Source organism: Acidobacteriota bacterium, assembly GCA_016196065.1.
Lineage (GTDB): Bacteria > Acidobacteriota > Terriglobia > Terriglobales > Acidobacteriaceae > Acidiflorens.
The window spans coordinates 182926-202502 of record JACPYL010000025.1; the positions used below are offsets into that span (position 1 = coordinate 182926).

Genomic DNA, 19577 nt, shown 5'->3' on the forward strand with positions numbered 1-19577 from the left:
AGTGCCTCCCAAGGACACCACAGTCCATGACCGGACAGCGTCCGGGGAGGGGGTGGGGCGGGATACGTAGCCAGTTCTGGGGGTGGGGACGCCGTCGGTTTCCGGGACCAAACCGCTGGATTTGCAGGCCATGAAAAAGGGTCTCAAGCCTGCAGGCTGTCAAAGCCTGAGACCTGAGACCCGTAAGCTAAGACCTGCACTCTAGAACGTGATCTTCGCAGCAAACTGTACGCCGCGCGGCCCTCCGCCACCTAAGAACGGGTTTCCGATCCCGACGTCGCCGGTGGCAGTTAGCGAGTACACGCTACCAGCGTGGGTTCCGTCCGCACCAGGATTTCCGATATCCGCCGCGAAGACTGGCAGCAAGGGGTTTGAGAAATTGGGATGGTTCAGCATATTGAAGAACTCAGCGCGAAGGTTCAGATTGACCTTCTCCGTGATCGATGTGTTCTTCGAGATGGAGAAGTTGAATTCTTTGAATGTGGGCCCACGGAGTGAGTTGCGACCCTCGTTTCCGAAATGGCGAGTACCTGGGACGCAGTTGGTTTCATCCGCGCTGCCATCATTCGGTGTGTTTCCCCACGTGCAAGGCGCGGCAAATGAACGCAAGTCGAGGAAATTGTTCGGCAGGCTACCGTAGTGAATTGGTCCGATCACGTCCGGACGGTCAAACCCCTGCCCCGCTCCCGAGTAGTCACCTTCGAACAAGTAGTTCAAGTGGAAGGGCTGTCCATCCTGCAAACTGAGAACGCCATCAATTCCCCAACCATTCTTGAGCCTGGACATGCTTCCGCCGAACTTCGGAAGGTCGTACGCGAAATTCCACGTTAGGCGGCGGCGAATGTCGAAACTGGAATTGCCTCTGTCGAGCCGCGAAGGACCTGCACTGTTTTGGGGCTGGGCCTGGTTAGGGGTGAAGTCCTCGCTGTCGCTGGCATCATCGATCGCATGTGACCATACAAAATTCACTTGCGAGTTCAACCCATGCCAGCTATTGAGACGCAAACTGGCCTGCAATGCGTGATAAATCGAGCCCGCGGCAGTCTCTTCCTGGTTGATGTAGAAAGGCAAGGCGTCTTGAAACGCTCTTGGCACGCCGTAACCGGAGGGGCAAAAGCTGCCGTTGTCCGGATCGGGCTCGCAGGCCAAATCGGCGGCCGTGATCTGCGCCTCAGTCGGCTGGTTGATGTCGCGGAAACGGAATAGTTTCGTTCCCTTGGTTCCAACATACCCAACCTGCACGACCGCACGATTCCCCACAGACTGCTGCAAATTGAGGTTGAAATTCATGACGTACGGAGTGCGCATCTTCGGATCGGCGCCGAAGAACTCTCCGTTGGGGGATGCGCCAGCCGTGTCATAGACAGGAAAGTTGGAATCCAGAGGTAATGGATTGTTAGGCGGGTTTGGGTCGAGCCTCAGCCCCAGCCCGGAGATTGCGGCCGGTCCCACTCCCGGATAGGCCGGGCCGGGACAGAAGAAGCAATTCCACGGGAAGTGCCCGAGGAAAATGTCCTGTGCGAAGGCGTCGTAATACATGCCGGCACCGCCGCGGATGACCGTCTTGCCTTTGCCCGTCACGTCGTAGGCAAGCGCAATGCGGGGCGCGAAATTGTTGTAATCCTTGTTATAGAGCTGTCCGGTTTGAACTTCGGTCTGGGTTGCGGGATCGAAGCGATAGAACAGATTGCTCTTCTCGTTGACTACACCAAAGTAGTCCCAGCGCAAGCCCACATTCAAAGTCAGTCGAGGCGTCCAACGGAAACTGTCCTGAACATAAAAGGCATGGCTGTTCTCGGAGGTATGCCTTCTGGTGTTCCCGGTGCGTTGTCCTCCATCTGAAGGTTGCCCCTGCAGGAAACTCGTCAAGTCGCCGAAGCTCAATTTGCCTCGAAAAGTATTTTCCAGCACCTGCATGATTGTCGTTCGGCGCAATTCGTAGCCGAATTTCACATCATGCCGGCCAGCCTTCCAGGAATAGTTGTCGATGAAATGCCAGTTCGAATCGACTCGATTACGGGGCACTCCGTTGGTTGCACCGATCTGTGAAAAATCGCCGACGTTGATCGCAGGCAAACCACCTTCATATTTGCCAACTCCAGTGTTCAAACCGATTGACGTTGGGTCGAAAGACTGGTCCTCGGGGAAAAATCCCTCCGCAAACCGGTTCCATCCCAGACGTGCTTCGTTCACTTGATTGGCGTTCATCACTTTCACCCACGAAAGAGAGACCAGTTGCACACGGGTCGGGGTGACTGTGTTGAAACCGGGCAACAGGCCCCCAGCCAGCTGAGCAAATGGAAAGCTCTGGTCGCTATCTCCAAAGTAGTAGCGGCCAGTCAGGAGATTGTTCGGATTGAAATTGTGGTCAACCTTCGCGATCAGGCTGTCCACGCGGTTCTTGAACGGCGTCGACGAGGCGAGGTTATTGATTGTGGCGCCGGTCCCAGGATCGGTTCGACATCCGGTTTCGTATGTGGAACTGCCGTCCCAAAGCGGATCAGGCCGGTTCGGCGTGGGCCACGGGTTCCTCGCCAGGAGAGCCGTAATGATCGGGTTTGGAAAGGGCTCCCCGCCGTTGATTGCAAGATCACTAATGTCCGCCGCGATCTGTCGCGGGTCGGGAACGCAACTGGTACCCGACTGTGCCCCCGATTCCCTTTGTCCCTCGTAGTTAGCGTAGAAGAACGTCTTGTCCTTCACAATCGGGCCGCCGAATGAGCCGCCGAATTGATTGTTGTGAAAAGGATCCTGAGCATCCACGTTATTAAAGTAGTTCCGCGCCCCGCCGACAGAACTCGTCCGGTTGTACTCCATTACGGACCCGTGCCACTGATTCGTTCCGCTCTTGGTGACGATGTTCACGACTGCGCCGGAGTTTCGTCCGTACTCAGCCTCTCCATTGGAAAGAACGCGCAACTCCGCAATCGCATCAATGGGCAGGATGGTAGCCGGATCACCGAACACGCCTGGTTCGTTGATCGCGGGATCGTTGCGATATCCGTCGTTCATGTCGGTACCGTCGAGCAGAAAGTTGTTGGCGCGGCCGCGCGAGCCGTTCATCGAGAACGTTCCAAAGGAGCCCGGAGAATCGGAAATCTGGTCGGGCGATCCTGCGATACCGGGGTTCAGGTAAATCAATTTCGTGTAGTCGCGTCCGTTGACGGGAATGTCTTTGATGGTGTCGCTGGTCAAGGTTCCGCCTAGTTCCGCGGACGTGGTTTCCACTTGGGGCAACAAGTCGCCGGCGACTTCGACCTTCACGGAAACGTCTCCGGTCTTCAACAGAGCGTCCACTCTGCGCTCGCCTCCGACGCCGACTTCCACGTTGTTCGCCACCGCGGTTTGAAAGCCACTCTGCGTCACACTCACGGAGTAGGTTCCGATCGGCAATTCAGGGATGGCATAGCTGCCGTCGGCGCTGGTCGTCGTAGTGCGCTCCTGGCCTGTGCCTACGTTGCGAACTTTGACGGTGGCTCCGGAGACAACCGCTCCCGAAGCATCGGTGACTGTGCCCAGAATCGTTCCACGAAACGTTTGGGCCATGAGGGTCGTCGCCGCCAGAATGACGAGTACGAAGATCGCTACCAGACGCAGTTTCATATGCCTGCTTCTCCTTCACCGCAAGGTACTTACCTACCAGTCACAATCTTGAATTGAGAATGCGGAATTATAGACCGTACATGCACCTAAAATCATTGTCATGTTAATCATTTTATTGATCCGAGGAATAACGGCTCCCACCAAGCACAGGACTGGCGCCTCGAATAAGGATTGGCTGTCAAAACCTGAAAGGGAAAAATGAGGAGGCAGAAGCAGAATAATACCCATGCCGTCGCCTGGAATTACGAATCGAGACGCTAAAAACTAAATGCCACGCCGCCGCGCACTGAGCGCGCTGATTGCACAAGATAGACGGTCCGCCCGTCATGGCCAATCACCGGCACATACCCTTGCGCCAGAAGATTGCGCAGGTCGAGCAGCATTTCCATGTGTCCGGCAAGAAAGCCGACGGGAAGTGGCTGCCGCACGAAAACATTCAAGTAGGGATCAGCCTGTCCGGCCGACGCGTTGAACAAATCGACCGGCGTCAGCGTCTGGCCGCTCGTCCAGCGATACGAGGTAATCCAGCGCGTCTTCGTGCGTGGAATGGTGCCGCTGAATTTCGCGGCAATGGCGTGACGGCGCTGCGTGTGGATCCATTCGCGGGCGTCCTGCAATTCAACATCGGGACGGCTCAGGTCGAGGGCTCCACCGTAGGCGTAGTCCAGTGTCGCAGTCAGGTCGGCAAGCAGTTTGCGCTGCAAGACCAGACGCATACCGCTGGTTTCAAGTTCGCTGCCCTGGTAGTTGAATGTGCCTGAATACACATCCGGCAGTACGTCGCCTGACTCCGCGCTCAACTCGCCGACACCGGTCAGCACCGGATTCACGACGCGGTCGGAATAGAAAGCACCTTGCAGATTGGTCTTCCCCACGCGTTCCGAGACGGATACTTCCTGATGATGAGCCCTTTCAATCGCGGGCGCGAAACTCGAAATGCTCATGCGCGGCCCGGTTTCGGTGAAGTCCGAAGGTGACGAATCGAACCCCTTTTCCATCCGCGTATTCGGGATGGAGGTCGCGTACTGGTACTCCACCACCGTGTTCGGAGTCAGGTGCAGATCGACAGATCCGAACGGCTTGAACGAATTCACCCGCCCCATGAACTGGATGGTCTGCAGTTCGCTGCCAAACTTCAACTCCAGAACGTCGCCCAGCGTCATCCGGTCGGAGGTCTTGAGCGACAGCGCTTGCAGCGATGCTCCGCGCAGGTTATCGACATCGGGTGAAGTCAGCCGCCGCACCGTCAGCGACACGGTGGGCTCGAAGCCGCCGTTGAAACGATTCGAATAGGTCGTCCGGAGCACAGCCGCTGGCATGCCGCTCCCATAGCCGACATTACCGTTGAAACTCAAAGTTCCGGCCGAGGTCAGCGAGCGCTCGAGGGAAAACCCGGTGCTCATATCGGCACCGCCGCCGAAGCCATTCGACTCCGAACCGGCCATAAATACCAAAGAACCTTTGAGATCGCGATCGCCACTATCCCCGGCAATTACAGTCGTCCCATCGGGGAGAATGCGCAGAATCGAGCGATTGGATACGGAACGCAGTGTCCACTTCCAATCGTCGTCATCCGCAGGCCCGCGCAGCGGTCCCAACTGGATGGCTTCGAAAAGCGTGGTGAGCGTGACGTTGACCATCAACTTCCCGCCGGCGCGCAGGCCGACCTTTTCGCGCAACGCGGGAAGGAATGAAGGCGCGCTTACTTTGAGGTTGTAGGTGCCGGGCAGAAGACCTGAAATGGAGTAGAAGCCCCGGTCGTCCGTGAAGACCCGTGAGCCAAGCATGGCCGTTCCAAGCAGTTCGACAGCAGCGCCCATCTGCGGTACTCCACCGGCATTGCGAACGTATCCCGAGATCGTGCCGGGCGTGGCTGCTGACCACGCTGGAAGCGCCAGGCCCATGACCACCATGAGAAACCCGAGCTTACGGAACATATCTCTCCCTACCACACTTGGAAAAACCAGGCGGCCAGTCTACTCCACGACAAAAGTTGCCGTTGGGTCGACAGTCTGCTTGGAAATGTTGTCGTTCACCTTGATCTCGATCTTATAAATACCGGGCTGCAAGTTCGCCGCTGCCAGGGTCTTCTGCAGCGTGACTTGCTCGCCGACATTGCCCATGGTTTCGGTCGATTCAACGGTGTGGATGACTGCCTTGTTGGCAGAGTCCGTCACGTTGTATTCGATCGTCGCCGAGGGCTTGTGCGTCTTCTCGTCAACCCCAAGATTGTAAACCTGCATCCAGAAATTCAGCTTCTGGTTACGCTTGAACGAAATCGGCTTGCCATCCGAGGGAGCCACGCGGGGACGCACTTTCGTAGCGCCAATGACAAAGTTGCCGGTACCCACATTCTTGGCGGCGACAGGCTCCATCTGATCGGCCACGATCAGCGATGAGTTGCTCAGGCGGTCATCGCTGAAGTCAGGAACCGGAAGAGCTCGGCTCCATGTTCCCGTACGATCGCCGTTCACGTCCTTTACCACGATATCCAGGCGATAACGTCCAGGCTTGAGCGGCAAGGCCTTCCAGTACACGGAAGAATTTTCCGCAGTGCGAGGCAGCAATTCAGCGGGGACATCGACCTGCACTGTGTCTTCGAACGTCTGGGCGATACGGCCCGTCAGCGTCGTCACGCGACCGAAAATATTCACGGTACCGCGTTCGATGCCTTCCTTGTTCTGGAACGTGACATCGCGATTCTTGATCTGCACAGTGACTGGGACAAGAACTGTGTCACTGGTTACTTTGACGAAGTCAGCGCGCACATCAAAGGGCATCGGGTTCAGCACAACTTTGTGCGTCACTAACTCGTTCTCGAGATCCTTGAACTTGATGGCAGGAGCCTTGCTCAACGCGGCGAACTGTTCCAGCCGATCAAACTGCTTGGTCTGAATATCTTTATTGAACGGCGACGTCCCAAGCCGCTCCATACCCCCGCCCGTAAAACGACTGGCCTTGCTGGACATTCCCATCTGTTCGTAGAGGGTAAGACCACCGTTCGGCGTATAGAGCAGGGCATCTTTTTCCGAGCGATCGATCGTCATGTGGTAGTCGCCGCACATGCAGGTATCCACAAACTCGATGATCACTTCCTGTCCAATGCCTTCCAGGTAGCGATAGCGCCATTGTTCAAACGGGAAGGTGGAGGTAGAGCCGCCGCCTTCTTCCATGGGACGCTCATACGTACCACCCGAAGGATGAGATTCAATCTCATCTGCCGGTCCGAACACGATGTACATGCGGCCGCGATCGGTCTTCCAGCCGGGGATACCAGCGGGAAAATGTTCGTTGGCGTAAGCGATACGCCGGTAGTGCTCTTCTTTGAATTCGTTTTCGGCAGTGTCCGGCGTTGGATCGCGGCGCTGCCAGAACGACTCGATGAAGTTCTCGCGCTCTTCATCGTTCGAAAGCTGTTTGAAAGCCGATCGTTCTTCGTCGGTGATGATCCAGGCTACGTCCTGGTCCAACCAGATCTTGTCGCGGTGGCTCAACTCTGCGCGCAGCGACTTGGAATTTTTCTTTTTCTCTTTTTGAGTCAGAGGGCGCTTGAGCGGATCGGTCTGGCCGTCGGGTGACGCCTGGGCATCCGCTTCACCTTTGTCCTTCTCCTGCGCAAAAGCAATGCTCCCCAACCCCAGTACAGCACCCACCATCAAAACAGCCAGAGAGCACCTGCGAAAACGTGCGGAAAGCATAGACGGGCCTACCTCGCGAGAACAGCTATTGAGTGATTCTATGTTCATTGGATACATGAAGGCAAGCAAAAGTGGCCTGACAGAAAAGAATTCCTTAATGAAATCCTGACCCTAGATGCCTTAAGAATCCGTGACTTGCGGGCTTTCGCACGTCCGGGATGAAGACCCGGACTGTTCAGTTATGGTCAGGCTATAATGTTCGGTTGTTAGGTTTCCCTCTGGCGCGACAATTGAGCAGCAACAGCCAAGGCCTGCACCGGGAACTTTCTCCCTCGTAGGAACGTAACTGTTTACAGCGCAACGATTGCGGCCTTCGACATTCCCTTAACCGGGATATCGAGCAGGGGCAATCCGAGACGATAGGCAGAGTCGTCGCCGGCATTGAAAACCTGACCGCAGGACGGTTCATGAAGACTTGGAAAAAAGTACTGATCGGAATCGGCGTTGCGCTGGTTCTTGTGATCATCGTCAGTGTGACGGTGTACCAGAGCCGCAAGAATCTCGTCACCGTACAAACGGGCAAGGCGCAGAAGCAGAACCTGGCTTCGGTAGTAAGCGCCTCGGGCGAGATCAAACCGAAGACCTACGTCAACATTGGCGCCAATGCCTTTGGCAAGATCGTCAAGCTCCATGTCAGGGAAGGCGACCACGTAAAGAAAGGCCAATTGCTGGCACAACTGGAAAACGTGCAGTCGTCTGCTGACGTGAACGCGATGCGTGCGTCCGTGCAGGCTGCTGAAACCGATTCGGTTGCGTCCGACGCTGCGCTGAAGACTGCGATGGCCGATCTCAACCGCGCCAAGTCCGACGCGGAGCGCGCCAAACTCGACTATGATCGTGCCACCGGCCTCTATCAGGACAAGCTCATCGCCAAGCAGGACTACGACGCCCGTAAAGCCACCTGGGAGCAGGCGGACGCGGGTATGGCTCAGGCGGTGGCTCGGATTGCCCAGGCAAAGGCGCAAAAGGATTCGGCCGAAAAGCGGATCACGCAAAATAGTGCGAACCTCACGCGCGTTTCCGACGTACTACGAAAGACGACTTACGAGGCTCCCTACGACGGGATTATTACCAATCTCCCGGTACGGGAAGGCGAGACCGTAGTCATCGGAATTCAGAATTCGCCAGGCAGCACGCTGATGACGCTTGCGGACATGTCGGTGATTACTTCGGAGGTCAAGGTGGACGAGACTGATATCGTCAACGTGCACCTCGGCCAACCTGCTGAAGTCACCATCGACGCCATTCCCCGCAAGACTTTCCATGGCACAGTCACCGAGATCGGCAACAATGCCATCGTCCGTTCAACCGGCGTGGCGACGTCGCAACAGAGTTCGACCAGCCAGGAAGCAAAAGATTTCAAAGTGGTCGTTACCCTGAACGATCCACCGGCCGACCTGCGTCCCGGACTCTCCTCGACTGCAAAAATCACGACGGCGACTCGGCCGAGCGTGCTCAGCGTGCCGATCCAGGCGCTGACCGTTCGCAACCGCGCCGACCTGGAAAACAAAGCTGGCGAGAAAGGTTCGGTGAAGGCCGCAAGTGTGCCCACCGACGCATCCAAGGCAAAAGACGAAGTGCAGGGCGTCTTCGTCATCCGGAATAAGAAAGCGGAGTTCGTACCGGTGGATACCGGGATCAGCGGAACAACCGATATCGAGGTCACCAAGGGGCTGCAAGAAAGCGACGAAGTCATCACGGGCAGTTACAAGGTGCTACGCACGTTGAAGCCGGGGACGACGGTCAAGGTCGATAACTCGGCTCCGAAGAAGGAAGTAGAAAGCAGTTCGTAAGCGGGAGAGCGCGGCCTCGGCCGTGGCGAGCCCGAAGTGAATGTCAGGCGGGGCTTACGTCCCGGGTCGTTCTAACCTCTGCCGGTTTGGAACGTCCAACGCAAGAACGGCAAGAACGGAGCTAAGCGTGTCCGAGCCGGAACTGGAGAAAAAAATGGCCACAGCAGAAGTCCTCCCGATCGATCGACTGGAAACCCGGTCGGCGCCCAACTCTGCCATGATCTCGACCATCGATCTGTGGAAGACCTATGACATGGGCTCGGAACAGCAGGTCCATGCTCTGCGCGGAATCAACCTGCGCATCCAGAGCAACGAATACGTGGCGATCATGGGTCCATCCGGCTCCGGCAAATCGACGCTGATGAACCTGATCGGCTGTCTCGACTCGCCCTCCAAGGGCCAGTACTGGCTGAATGGACAACAGGTCAGCGAACTGGACGACGACGAACTGGCACGCATCCGCAACAAAGAAATCGGATTCGTTTTCCAGACTTTTAACCTGCTGGCCCGTGCCACTGCTCTGCACAACGTCGAGTTGCCGTTGATCTATGCCGGCATCCCCTCTGAAGAGCGTGCCCAGCGTGCCAAGGCGGCATTGACTGCCGTTGGCATGGAATCCCGCATGAGCCACAAGCCCAACGAACTCTCCGGCGGACAACGCCAGCGCGTCGCGATTGCGCGTGCCCTGGTCAACAAGCCGTCGATCATCCTGGCTGACGAGCCTACCGGCAACCTCGACTCGCAGACGGGCACGGAAATCATGGCCGTCCTCGATCGTCTGCACTCGGAAGGCAACACGATCGTGCTGGTAACGCACGAACATGACATCGCTGAGTACGCGCATCGCGTGGTCTACATCAAGGACGGCGTGGTCGCGAAAGACGAAGTGAAACGCTAGCACACGGTTCGCAGTTCAGAAGACGCCTGGCGAGAGCCAGGCGTTTTTGTTTGCCTACTTGAGAATCAAATCCGAATATTCCGGATGAGTCTTAACGTATCCCGCAACCGTCGGGCAGATCACATCAACCTTCTTGTGATTCTCCCGGGCCCACTCGAACGCAGTCCGCGCGAGCGACGATGACAGGCCCTGACCACGCAGTGCTTCGGGCACCTCGGTGTGGCGAAGCTCCAGCACAGGCCCGGCAAGCGCATATTCCAGATAGGCCACCTGCCCGTTTTGCTCCAGTTCAAAGCGCCCAGTAGTGACCAACTCGGGAGCGGTGTTTTTTTTGCCGAACAACTTCATGGACTGGAATTATAGATTCAGGCTTCGGGAAAGGGACGCAACAAAAGGGGACAATGCGGAGACCAACTCTCTCGCCCGGATGTGGGGATGAGAGCGCGACTGGCTCCAACTACGGTTGCGGGGTTCCGCTGACTTTTTCGAGTTCCGGAGTGATCCGCGATTGCGCGGCGGACCTGGCCACGAAGAAATTGTGGTCGTAGAGGTTGCGGTAGATGCGTCCCGTAATCTCGGCTGCTTTGGGACCGTAGGTAGGACGGCCGCCACGCAGGAAGACCACCGTCACGATGCGGCCAATGTCGGTATTGGCGTAGGAAGCAAACCATCCGAAGCGCGTGCCGGCGTGCGAGCACGTGCCGGTCTTGCCGAGAATCGATTCTTCGCTGAAATTCAGACGTAGACTGCGGGCCGTGCCGTACTGGACCGCTCCAGCCATACCGTCACTAATTTCCGGAATGACGTTGGCGATATCGAGATGACGCTTCACGCGCGGCTGAAAATCGGCAACGCCTTCGGGCGTATTTGGATGCTGTAAATAGTAGAGGGTGCCGCCATTGGCAATCGACGAAACGAGTGCGCCCAATTGCAGCGGAGTCATCGAAATGCCTTCGCCGAACGAGCACATCTTGCCAACTCCGCCCAGTTTGGACGAGATTTCCTCTTCCGGATAAGTACCGAGTTGCTCGCCGTCAATCTGATAGCCAGCCAGTTCACCGAGACCGAACTGGTGAGCGTAATAGCTGATCTTGTCAAAACCAAGCTTGCGTCCGACTGCTTCAAAGTAAGGATTATTGGAATGCGCCAACGCCGAAGTGAGATTCATACGGCTGCGTCGGCCAAGACGGATTTCAGTTTCTTTATCGATGACACCTTCACTCAACGCTGCCAAGGCAGTCGTGAGCTTGATCGTGGAGCAGGGCTGCGCTCCACTGGAAAGTGCCAGTTTCTGATTGACCATGGCCAGGATGCGTCCACTGGTCGGTTCAATCGCCACGACGGTCCCATTCAAATTACCGAGCGCTTCAATGGCTGCCTGGCGCACAACGGGATCTTCACCGGCCGTGATGTCTCCATCCGCAGTACCGTTCGCGAATGAACTGGTGTAGAAGCGTTCAAAGTTGCGGCGGCGGCGATTGCGGGCAGCGCGGGTGCGGGGGCGTGGAGCGTGGCCTTTGGCAAGCGTTCGCATGCGACGCTTCGCGCGTTGACTTTCACTCACGGAAGGCGACTTACGCGTCGTCAGTGCGCGCGTATTCACGCTGGCGGCTACGCTGCTGAGTTCCAGCAGCACGACCAATCCTAAAACTATGGCAAGCCGGCTCGTCCAACCCCACAACTTCACTGGCATGACCCCTAAGGTGACTACCTTCAATAATTTATAAGATGCACGCACCGGGCCAAAGCTACAGGATTACCCTGAGGGCGTTTGCAACTGTCCGATAATAGGGGACTTATGGGAAGAGCGCAACGACTAACTGACGCGTCGTTCGTGAGAGCAATATTAGAATAAGTTGTTTTATATCTTAGGTTTAAACGTTTTTTGCGCAAGGTCAAACACTTTGGTAATGGCTCTGCGCTGTTACCTTACAAGACACCCCCTCGATAGGAAAGCTTTTGCACAGCCTGTCACAAACCGAAATCCCCCCTCCGTGGCACCCGCCCAACACAAACTGTCACCTCATTTGAGATCGCACCATCGATCCGCGATTTTCTGATATTTTCGGTCGGCACCATTCAGGAGAAGTTCTTCATGCGAACCCTGTCCTTATCGTTGATCGGAGTGCTTCTTGTCCTTTCTTCTCTCACCCAAGCGGCGGATCAGAATGTCGAGACGCGCCGCGTAGAACTCAATCGCCTTCTCGCTGACGAATGGGAATACACACTGCGTACGCAACCCGAACTCGCCACTCATGTCGGCGACAACCGCTACAACGATCGGCTGAGCGATTTTTCCGACAAGGCAATTGCCGAGGATCAGGAACATTCGCGTCAGTCGATCAAGCGTTTCGAAGCCATCGACACCACTGGCTTTCCCGAACAGGAAAAGCTCAATCAGGCATTGATGGTGCGCAGCCTGCGCGAGAGCATCGAAGAAGCGCGCTTCAAATCGTGGGAGATGCCGGCCACGCAGTTTGGCGGCGTTCATCTGGGATACGCTTCCCTGCCCTTTGATTCACCCTTTCGCAACGTGAAGGACTACGGGGATTATTTGTCCCGCCTTCACCAGATTCCACGCGTGCTCGAACAAGCGACTGCTCACATGCGCGAAGGCCTGCGCGATCGTTTGATGCCGCCTAAATATCTGCTGGAAAAAGTATCCGTGCAGGCGCAGCAGATTGCGGACAGTCCGCTGGAGAAGAACCCGTTTACAGAACCGTTGCGAAAATTTCCCGACTCGATTACAGCGCAAGAACGGCAACGGCTCCGGACCGATCTGGAGAATTCCGTCAAGAACGAAGTCGCGCCCGCATATGCGAAGTTTGCAAAATTTGTGCGCGAAGAATATGCACCCCACGGGCGGCTCGATCCGGGCGTCTGGGCCTTGCCGGACGGAGAAGCGCGCTACCGTTTCGCGGTCCGCCATCAGACGACGACCGCCATGACGGCAGAACAGATTCATGACCTCGGATTGAAGAGCGTGACGGAGATTGAGGGCGAGATGCTGAAAATTGCCCGCACTCAGGGCTTTTCGGACTTGAAGTCCTTCAACGCTCACCTCAAACAAGATCCGAATGTTCGCGCCAAATCAGGGAAGCAACTGCTCGACCTCTACGCGCAATATCGGGATCAGATGTACGAGAAACTTCCGCAACTGTTTGGACGCCTTCCGAAAAACAAACTCGCGGTTGTGCCGATGGAATCGTACCGGAGTGCCGACAGCGTTCCTGCCGACTATTCGACCGGTGCCGGCGACGGCTCGCGGCCGGGACGCATCAACGTGAATGAATATGCGCCCGAGAAACGTTTGCTCCTCAATGTGGAAGCGATTGCGTATCACGAGGGCGTCCCGGGACATCACTTGCAGCTTTCGATTGCCCGAGAGTTGGAGGGCCTGCCGCCCTTCCGCAAATATGACCTCGACGTCAATGCCTTCAGCGAGGGATGGGCGTTCTACTCGGAACGTTTGGGCAAAGAAGTTGGCTTCTATCGCGAGCCATACAGCGACTACGGACGGCTGCAAAACGAAATGTGGCGCGCTGTGCGTTGGGTAGTCGATACCGGGGTCCATTCAAGACACTGGACGCGCCAGCAGATGGTCGACTTCTTCCACGAACACACCGCCATGGACGACCAGAATATCGAAACCGAAGTCGATCGCTATATTGCGTGGCCAGGACAAGCGTTGTCCTACAAGATGGGGCAGAGAAAAATTCTAGAGCTGCGCGAACGCGCACAACGGGATCTGGGAGCGAAATTTGACCTGCGCGCGTTTCATGATGCTGTCCTCGATCAAGGTCCCTTGCCGCTCGACATCCTGGAAACAAAGATTGATGGATGGACTGCAGGACAAAAGTAGCAGGGCTCAGTTCTCAGTTCCCAGTTCCCGGTTCTCAGTAAGAACCAGCCGCACTGAGAACTGAGAACCAGGAACTGAGAACTTTTTTATGCGGCAGGAATCTTCAGTTCCATACCCGCTTTGATTTTGTCGGCATCGGCGAGGCCATTCGCTTTTACGATCTGCATGTATTTATTCGGGTCTCCGTAGAAGTGCTTGCTGATCTTGGAGAGATTGTCTCCGGGCTGAACGGTGTAGGTCTTTTCGCCTGGCTGCACCACGATTTCGTGGTTCAGATCCGCGAAACTCGGATCAACCGCCTTGATCGCATCCCACATCCGATTCTTGCTGGCCTCGGAGTCTGCCACAACGCGAAGATGCAGCTTTTCGCCCTGCAGGTCGAGGGCTTCCACGCGTCCGTTTTCCTTTTGAATGGTATCCAACACCGGCTGATATTTTTGACGTAGCTGATTCAGGTCTGCCATACGAGTTCCTCCTCAACGGATTTTTACGACGATGGTTCGAGACGAGGCGAACTAAAACGTGGCGAATACGAAGTACAAAATTGACGGTAGCATACTGGTCCGGGAGATTCCAACTTGCTTGTACACAAACCGGAATCCAGCTCATAGAGAAAACTTCGCATCCTAGATTTCAGTGACTTGCAAAAGAGGAGATTTATGAAAAACACGTGGCTCTCCATCGCTCTCGGCCTCCTGTTCGTATCTATGCTCCACGCCCAAAATGCACCCGAGAAAGTGGTTGCCGGCCATCCGTCCTCGGTCGAGGCACAGGAATTACGCGGCGATATCGACCGCCTAAAAGTGATTCTCAATCAGATGCGGACGAATCTGGCGTTCGTCCAAACTTCACAGACTCCGCTCAAGCACCAGTTCGAACTGGAGACCGATGCCTGGCAGGTGATCCTCGAGCAGATGGATCGGCGGCTGAAGCAGATGGAAGAGCGCAATCAGCCGGAGGCCGGTCACTAGGGAGAGTGCTGCTTTCTTGCGGGGCGCATTGACGCTCTTCACCTTTCACCACTACCATTCCCACAATCCCTGAGCCCCCATGATCCCCCGGAATTTATCCCACTATCGCGTGCTGGAGAAGATCGGCAGCGGGGGGATGGGTGTCGTGTACCGGGCACACGACGAAACGCTGGATCGCGACGTGGCGTTGAAAGTTCTGCCCACCGGGACGCTGACGGACGAGAATGCGCGACGGCGCTTCCGGCGCGAGGCTCTGTCGCTGGCCAAGCTGAATCACCCCCACATCGGTGGCATCTACGAGTTTGGCAACGAGGATGACGTCGATTTTCTGGTAATGGAACTGGTGTCCGGCGTGACCCTGGATGCGCGGCTGGCTGCCGGGGCGATGGACGATCACGAAGTTCTTCGCTATGGCTCGCAACTGGCCGACGGGCTTGAAGCAGCGCATCAGCAGGGCATACTGCATCGCGATCTGAAACCAAGCAACCTCCGAATCAACAAAGAAGGGCGCCTCAAGATCCTCGATTTCGGATTGGCCCAGTGGACCCGGGAGGAAGGCGATTCCGATCCAACCGCGACCAACGCAAAAGTAAGTGGCACGGTCGCGTACATGTCTCCCGAGCAGTTGCGCGGCAAGAGTGCGGATGTGCGCAGCGATATCTACGCCGTCGGGGCCGTTTTGTATGAAATGGCGACCGGCAAGCATCCGTATGCGGGGACTTCGGGACCGCAACTGATCGCGCAGATTCTCGACCAACCCCCTTCGCCGCCCACGTCGCGCAATCGCAAACTCTCGCCGGTCCTGGAAGCAATCATCCTTAAAGCATTGGATCGTGATCCGGACCGGCGCTACCAGTCCGCGCGAGAGATGCGGATCGATCTGGAACGACTAAGTAGCGGGTCGACGCGCATCGCGATTCAGAAGCGTGTGATGTGGCCTTGGATCGCGGCATGTGCGGTTCTGTTGGTCGCAGCATTGCTGATCTGGAATCCGGCGGACATCCGGGGACGGATGATGGGAATCCGCGGAGGATTGTCTCTCACTCATGGCCGCAAGTCGGTGGCGGTCGTAGGATTCCGCAACCTGTCGGGAAAGCCGGAGCAGGCATGGCTGTCAACCGCGCTTTCGGAAATGCTCAGCACGGAGTTGGCGAGCGGAGGGCAACTGCGCGCACTGCCGGGTGAGAACATCGCGCGCATGAAACTGGATTTGTTGCTGCCCGATGCGGAAAGCTACGCTCCTGACACGCTCGGCAGAATCCGAAAACACTCGGGCACAGACCTGGTCGTGCTGGGCTCGTACATGGCGATGGGCAACGAGGCGGGCAATCGCATTCGCATCGATTTCCATCTACAGGATTCGGCGACGGGCGAAACCCTCGCCTCGGTATCCGAAACCGGCACGGAACCGGAACTGCTCGACCTGGTGGCCCGTACGGGAAGCCGCCTGCGAACCACGCTGGGGGTTCAGTCCGCTGCGGGAGGGCCTTCCGGAACACGCGCTTCCCTGCCCGCGACCAACGAAGCGGCCCGGTTATATGCAGAAGGCTTGTCAAAACTGCGCTTGTTCGAGGCGCGTGAGGCTCGGAGCCTGCTCGAAAAGTCGGTGGCGCTCGATCCCAAATTTGCGCTCAGTCATGCGGCGCTGTCGGAAGCGCTGGCGAGTCTCGGCTACGACCCACTGGCTCGGCAGGAAGCGCAACAAGCCTTTGATCTTTCGGCCAATCTTTCCAGGGACGAGCGCCTGACGATCGAAGGACACCTGCGCGAGGCAACCCGCGAGTGGCCGAAGGCCGTGGAAATCTATCGCACGCTGTGGGGCTTCTTCCCCGACAACGTGGAATATGCGCTGCGGTTGGCAGCGGCACAGATTGCCGCCGGGCAGGGAAAAGATGCACTGGCAACCGTAGGGCAGATGCGCACGGGGACGGACGCTGCAAACGGCGATCCCCGCATCGATGTCGCAGAAGCCAGAGCGTATGACAGCCTGGGCAGCTTCAAAGAATCGCTCACGGCTGCCCAGACGGCAGGAAAGATCGGACAGGCTCAAGGGGCGCGGCTGGTGGTTGCTCAGTCCCGCCTTGCCGAGGGATGGGCGTGGGAGAGACTGGGCGATTTAGGAAAGTCGGCAGCTTCGTTTGCGGAAGCGCACGACCTGTTTTCAGCGGCGGGCGACAAACGTGGAGCGGCTACTGCCACGCATCTCACGGGAGACGTTTTCTACGACCAGGGGAAATATGCGGAGGCGAAGCGGAACTATGAATCCGCACTAGTTACTTTTCGCGAGCTGGGCGACCAGAAAAATGCTTCGCGATCCCTGAACAATCTTGGGAACGTCGCCAACGATCTCGGGAATTTCCCCGAGGCAATGAACTACTACGAACAGACGCTGGCGATTGATCGTGACATCGGATCGAAGAGCGGAATGGCTGGGGCGCTAGGCAATATGGCCAATGTCCTCGAAAACATGAGCGACCTCGCAAACGCGCGGAAGAAGAACGAAGAGGGCCTGTCGATGTTCCGCGAGGTGGGCGACCAGCGCGGCGCAGCCAGCACGCTCGGCAATCTGGGAAACGTGCTGTTGGAAATGGGAGAACTCGGCCTGGCGCGGCAGAGGATCGAAGAAGGGTTGAACATCCAGAAGCAGACCGGGTACCGGCGCGGGCAGGCATATGGACTGAGAAACCTGGCCGACCTTCTCAACGAGATCGGAGAGCTGGCAGAAGGTCGCAAGGTGTCCGAGCAAGCGCTCGCTGTGCGGAAAGAACTCGGCGAGAACACGAACATTGCGGAATCGAAGTTTCAGCTGGCGTCGATTGCCCTGAATGAAGGACGAGCAAAAGACGCAGAGAGCTATCTGCGAGACGCGGTGGAGGCATTTCAGAAAGCCGATATGCAGGACAATCTGGTTTCAGGAAAGGCGCTTCTGGCAAGGAGTCTGCTGGCGGAGGGAAAGACCTCCGAGGCGGCTACGCTGGCGACAGAGGCTCTGCAACTGGCGAAGAAGCGGCCCATTCGGCCTCCACAGTTTGACGCGGGCTTGGCTATGGCAGCGGTGCAATCTGCCGAAGGAAAGTTCGCTGATGCGACGAATTCTGCGCAAGAGGTAGCGAGTGCAGCGACGCGTTACGGATATGTCGGGTATCAGATGGAGGCTCGCCTGGCATTGGTGCAGGTGCTGGTGAAATCGGGGAAAGCTGGGCAGGCGCGTGGACTGGCTGCAGCATTGCAGAAAGACGCGCGGGCCAAGGGGTATGGCAGAGTTGAACGCGAGGCCGGCAAGCTGGCAGGTCACTAGAATCGGAGGCCGGAACTCAATCGTCTGCGGAAAAGTTCGCAGCGCGTAAATCAGGGGCTGAAGCCCCATTCAAAAGATAGGTCCGTATCGCAGCGGTAAACCGCTGCGCCACCCAAAATCAGAGCCTCTCAGGAAACAGTGAAGCCGGCACACACGAGCTACATTACATCATTGCGTTTGCGAAGGAATGCCGGCACATCAAGGTCGTCCGGCGTGTAGCTCGGCGGCGGGACACGCATGCTGTCGAGCGAAATCACGTCCGCATGTTGCTGGCTCATCGCTACGGGTTCGGCCACTTCGAACGGCGCAGGCATGTCCGGCTCGAACGCAGGCTCCCGCTCCATCACTGGCTCCGGATCCATGGTCGGCTCGGGCGTGTACGAGCGCTCGTAGTGACGGGAAACGATCACTGGGTCGCTATTCTCGTGCATTCGCGGACGCCGCATTCCCGATTCCTTGAAGCCGGTTGCGATCACGGTGATCTTGACGGCGTCTTTCATCTTTTCGTCGAGCACAGCTCCAAAGATAATGTTGGCGTCTTCGTGCGCTGCGCCTTGAATGATGGTGCAGGCCTGCTGCACCTCGGCCAGCTTCAGGGAACTCGATCCTGTGATGTTGATAAGGATCCCGCGTGCTCCGTCGATGGCTCCGGCTTCGAGCAACGGAGATGCAATGGCTCGTTGTGCGGCTTCCATGGTGCGGCGCTCGCCAGCAGCGGTCGCGGTGCCCATGACGGCGTATCCCATGCCCGCCATGATGGCCTTTACGTCGGCGAAATCGCGATTGATGATGCCGGGGATCGTGATGATGTCCGCGATGCCCTGCACGCCTTGACGCAGGATGTCGTCGGCCACTCTGAACGATTCAAAGAAACCAGCATTCTCGGCGACGCCGAGCAACTTTTCGTTCGGGATGACGATGGTGGTGTCGATCGACTCCATCAGTTCGGAGACGCCGCGTTCGGCTTGCTGCATGCGGCGTTTGCCTTCAAAGGCAAATGGCTTAGTGACGACCGCGACGGTCAGCGCGCCCATCTCGCTGGCTAGTGACGCGATGATCGGGGCTGCGCCGGTGCCCGTGCCGCCGCCGAGTCCGGCGGTCACGAAGATCATGTCGGCACCTTCGAGGGCTTCGATGATCTTGTCGGAATCTTCGAGCGCGGCTTTGCGTCCGATTTCAGGATTGGCTCCGGCGCCGAGGCCGTTAGTCAGTTTCACGCCGAGTTGGATCTTGATTCCGGCGCGGGACATCCGCAGCGCCTGCAGATCGGTGTTGGCGGCGATGAATTCGATGTTCTCCATGCCGGAATCGATCATGCGGTTGACGGCATTGTTGCCGCCGCCGCCGACGCCGATCACTTTGATGCGGGCGTCGTTGCGGAATTCTTCGTTGAAGCTGATGCGGAGTCCGTTGTCGTCTTGCATGATTCACCTCTTGAATTCGGTTCTCGGTTC

At 57.2% G+C, this 19577-nt stretch carries 12 protein-coding genes; 5 read left to right on the forward strand and 7 right to left on the reverse strand.

The window, feature by feature from the left end:
- Nucleotides 1–201: 201 nt before the first annotated feature.
- The 3 genes from HY010_18565 to HY010_18575 form a co-directional block, all read right to left on the reverse strand.
- Complete coding sequence (locus HY010_18565) at nt 202–3603, reverse strand: TonB-dependent receptor (protein ID MBI3477741.1); 3402 nt, start codon at nt 3601–3603, stop codon at nt 202–204.
- A gap of 257 nt (nt 3604–3860) precedes the next feature.
- Nucleotides 3861–5540, reverse strand: coding sequence for a carboxypeptidase regulatory-like domain-containing protein (locus HY010_18570; GenBank protein MBI3477742.1), 1680 nt, complete (start codon nt 5538–5540; stop codon nt 3861–3863).
- A gap of 39 nt (nt 5541–5579) precedes the next feature.
- The gene (locus tag HY010_18575; GenBank protein ID MBI3477743.1) at nt 5580–7301 is read right to left on the reverse strand and encodes a GWxTD domain-containing protein; all 1722 of its coding nucleotides are present in this window, start codon (nt 7299–7301) and stop codon (nt 5580–5582) included.
- A gap of 407 nt (nt 7302–7708) precedes the next feature.
- Between HY010_18575 and HY010_18580 the strand changes: the two genes are divergently transcribed.
- Together HY010_18580 and HY010_18585 are read left to right on the forward strand one after the other, a co-directional pair.
- Nucleotides 7709–9094: an efflux RND transporter periplasmic adaptor subunit gene (locus HY010_18580; protein ID MBI3477744.1), complete on the forward strand. Its 1386-nt coding sequence runs from the start codon at nt 7709–7711 to the stop codon at nt 9092–9094.
- A gap of 217 nt (nt 9095–9311) precedes the next feature.
- Nucleotides 9312–9992, forward strand: coding sequence for an ABC transporter ATP-binding protein (locus HY010_18585; protein ID MBI3477745.1), 681 nt, complete (start codon nt 9312–9314; stop codon nt 9990–9992).
- Between the two features lie 54 nt (nt 9993–10046).
- Here the strand turns inward: HY010_18585 and HY010_18590 are convergent, their stop codons facing one another.
- Together HY010_18590 and HY010_18595 are read right to left on the reverse strand one after the other, a co-directional pair.
- Nucleotides 10047–10340, reverse strand: coding sequence for an N-acetyltransferase (locus tag HY010_18590; protein MBI3477746.1), 294 nt, complete (start codon nt 10338–10340; stop codon nt 10047–10049).
- A 109-nt stretch (nt 10341–10449) separates the two neighbouring features.
- Nucleotides 10450–11685 (reverse strand): penicillin-binding protein, encoded by a 1236-nt coding sequence (locus HY010_18595; GenBank protein MBI3477747.1) that lies wholly within the window; start codon nt 11683–11685, stop codon nt 10450–10452.
- Between the two features lie 402 nt (nt 11686–12087).
- Here HY010_18595 and HY010_18600 point away from each other — a divergent pair, with 402 nt between their 5' ends.
- The gene (locus HY010_18600) at nt 12088–13854 is read left to right on the forward strand and encodes a DUF885 domain-containing protein (protein MBI3477748.1); all 1767 of its coding nucleotides are present in this window, start codon (nt 12088–12090) and stop codon (nt 13852–13854) included.
- Nucleotides 13855–13940: 86 nt separating this feature from the next.
- On the opposite strand, the gene HY010_18605 is transcribed toward HY010_18600, so the two are convergent.
- Nucleotides 13941–14318, reverse strand: coding sequence for a LysM peptidoglycan-binding domain-containing protein (locus HY010_18605; GenBank protein MBI3477749.1), 378 nt, complete (start codon nt 14316–14318; stop codon nt 13941–13943).
- A 195-nt stretch (nt 14319–14513) separates the two neighbouring features.
- Between HY010_18605 and HY010_18610 the strand changes: the two genes are divergently transcribed.
- Both HY010_18610 and HY010_18615 read left to right on the forward strand, forming a co-directional pair.
- On the forward strand, nt 14514–14825 hold the full coding sequence (locus HY010_18610; protein ID MBI3477750.1) for a hypothetical protein: 312 nt from the start codon (nt 14514–14516) through the stop codon (nt 14823–14825).
- 79 nt (nt 14826–14904) lie between these two features.
- Nucleotides 14905–18123: a protein kinase gene (locus HY010_18615; protein ID MBI3477751.1), complete on the forward strand. Its 3219-nt coding sequence runs from the start codon at nt 14905–14907 to the stop codon at nt 18121–18123.
- A gap of 158 nt (nt 18124–18281) precedes the next feature.
- Here HY010_18615 and ftsZ read toward each other — a convergent pair whose 3' ends face one another.
- Nucleotides 18282–19547: a cell division protein FtsZ gene (gene ftsZ / locus HY010_18620; GenBank protein ID MBI3477752.1), complete on the reverse strand. Its 1266-nt coding sequence runs from the start codon at nt 19545–19547 to the stop codon at nt 18282–18284.
- Between the last annotated feature and the right edge of the window lie 30 nt (nt 19548–19577).

What these genes read in the sequence shown, in the direction of transcription:
- HY010_18565 (MBI3477741.1), bottom strand. Translation starts at nt 3,603, where the DNA reads ATGAAACTGCGTCTGGTAGCGATCTTCGTACTCGTCATTCTGGCGGCG.
- HY010_18570 (MBI3477742.1), bottom strand. Translation starts at nt 5,540, where the DNA reads ATGTTCCGTAAGCTCGGGTTTCTCATGGTGGTCATGGGCCTGGCGCTT.
- HY010_18575 (MBI3477743.1), bottom strand. Translation starts at nt 7,301, where the DNA reads ATGCTTTCCGCACGTTTTCGCAGGTGCTCTCTGGCTGTTTTGATGGTG.
- HY010_18580 (MBI3477744.1), top strand. Translation starts at nt 7,709, where the DNA reads ATGAAGACTTGGAAAAAAGTACTGATCGGAATCGGCGTTGCGCTGGTT.
- HY010_18585 (MBI3477745.1), top strand. Translation starts at nt 9,312, where the DNA reads ATGATCTCGACCATCGATCTGTGGAAGACCTATGACATGGGCTCGGAA.
- HY010_18590 (MBI3477746.1), bottom strand. Translation starts at nt 10,340, where the DNA reads ATGAAGTTGTTCGGCAAAAAAAACACCGCTCCCGAGTTGGTCACTACT.
- HY010_18595 (MBI3477747.1), bottom strand. Translation starts at nt 11,685, where the DNA reads ATGCCAGTGAAGTTGTGGGGTTGGACGAGCCGGCTTGCCATAGTTTTA.
- HY010_18600 (MBI3477748.1), top strand. Translation starts at nt 12,088, where the DNA reads ATGCGAACCCTGTCCTTATCGTTGATCGGAGTGCTTCTTGTCCTTTCT.
- HY010_18605 (MBI3477749.1), bottom strand. Translation starts at nt 14,318, where the DNA reads ATGGCAGACCTGAATCAGCTACGTCAAAAATATCAGCCGGTGTTGGAT.
- HY010_18610 (MBI3477750.1), top strand. Translation starts at nt 14,514, where the DNA reads ATGAAAAACACGTGGCTCTCCATCGCTCTCGGCCTCCTGTTCGTATCT.
- HY010_18615 (MBI3477751.1), top strand. Translation starts at nt 14,905, where the DNA reads ATGATCCCCCGGAATTTATCCCACTATCGCGTGCTGGAGAAGATCGGC.
- ftsZ (MBI3477752.1), bottom strand. Translation starts at nt 19,547, where the DNA reads ATGCAAGACGACAACGGACTCCGCATCAGCTTCAACGAAGAATTCCGC.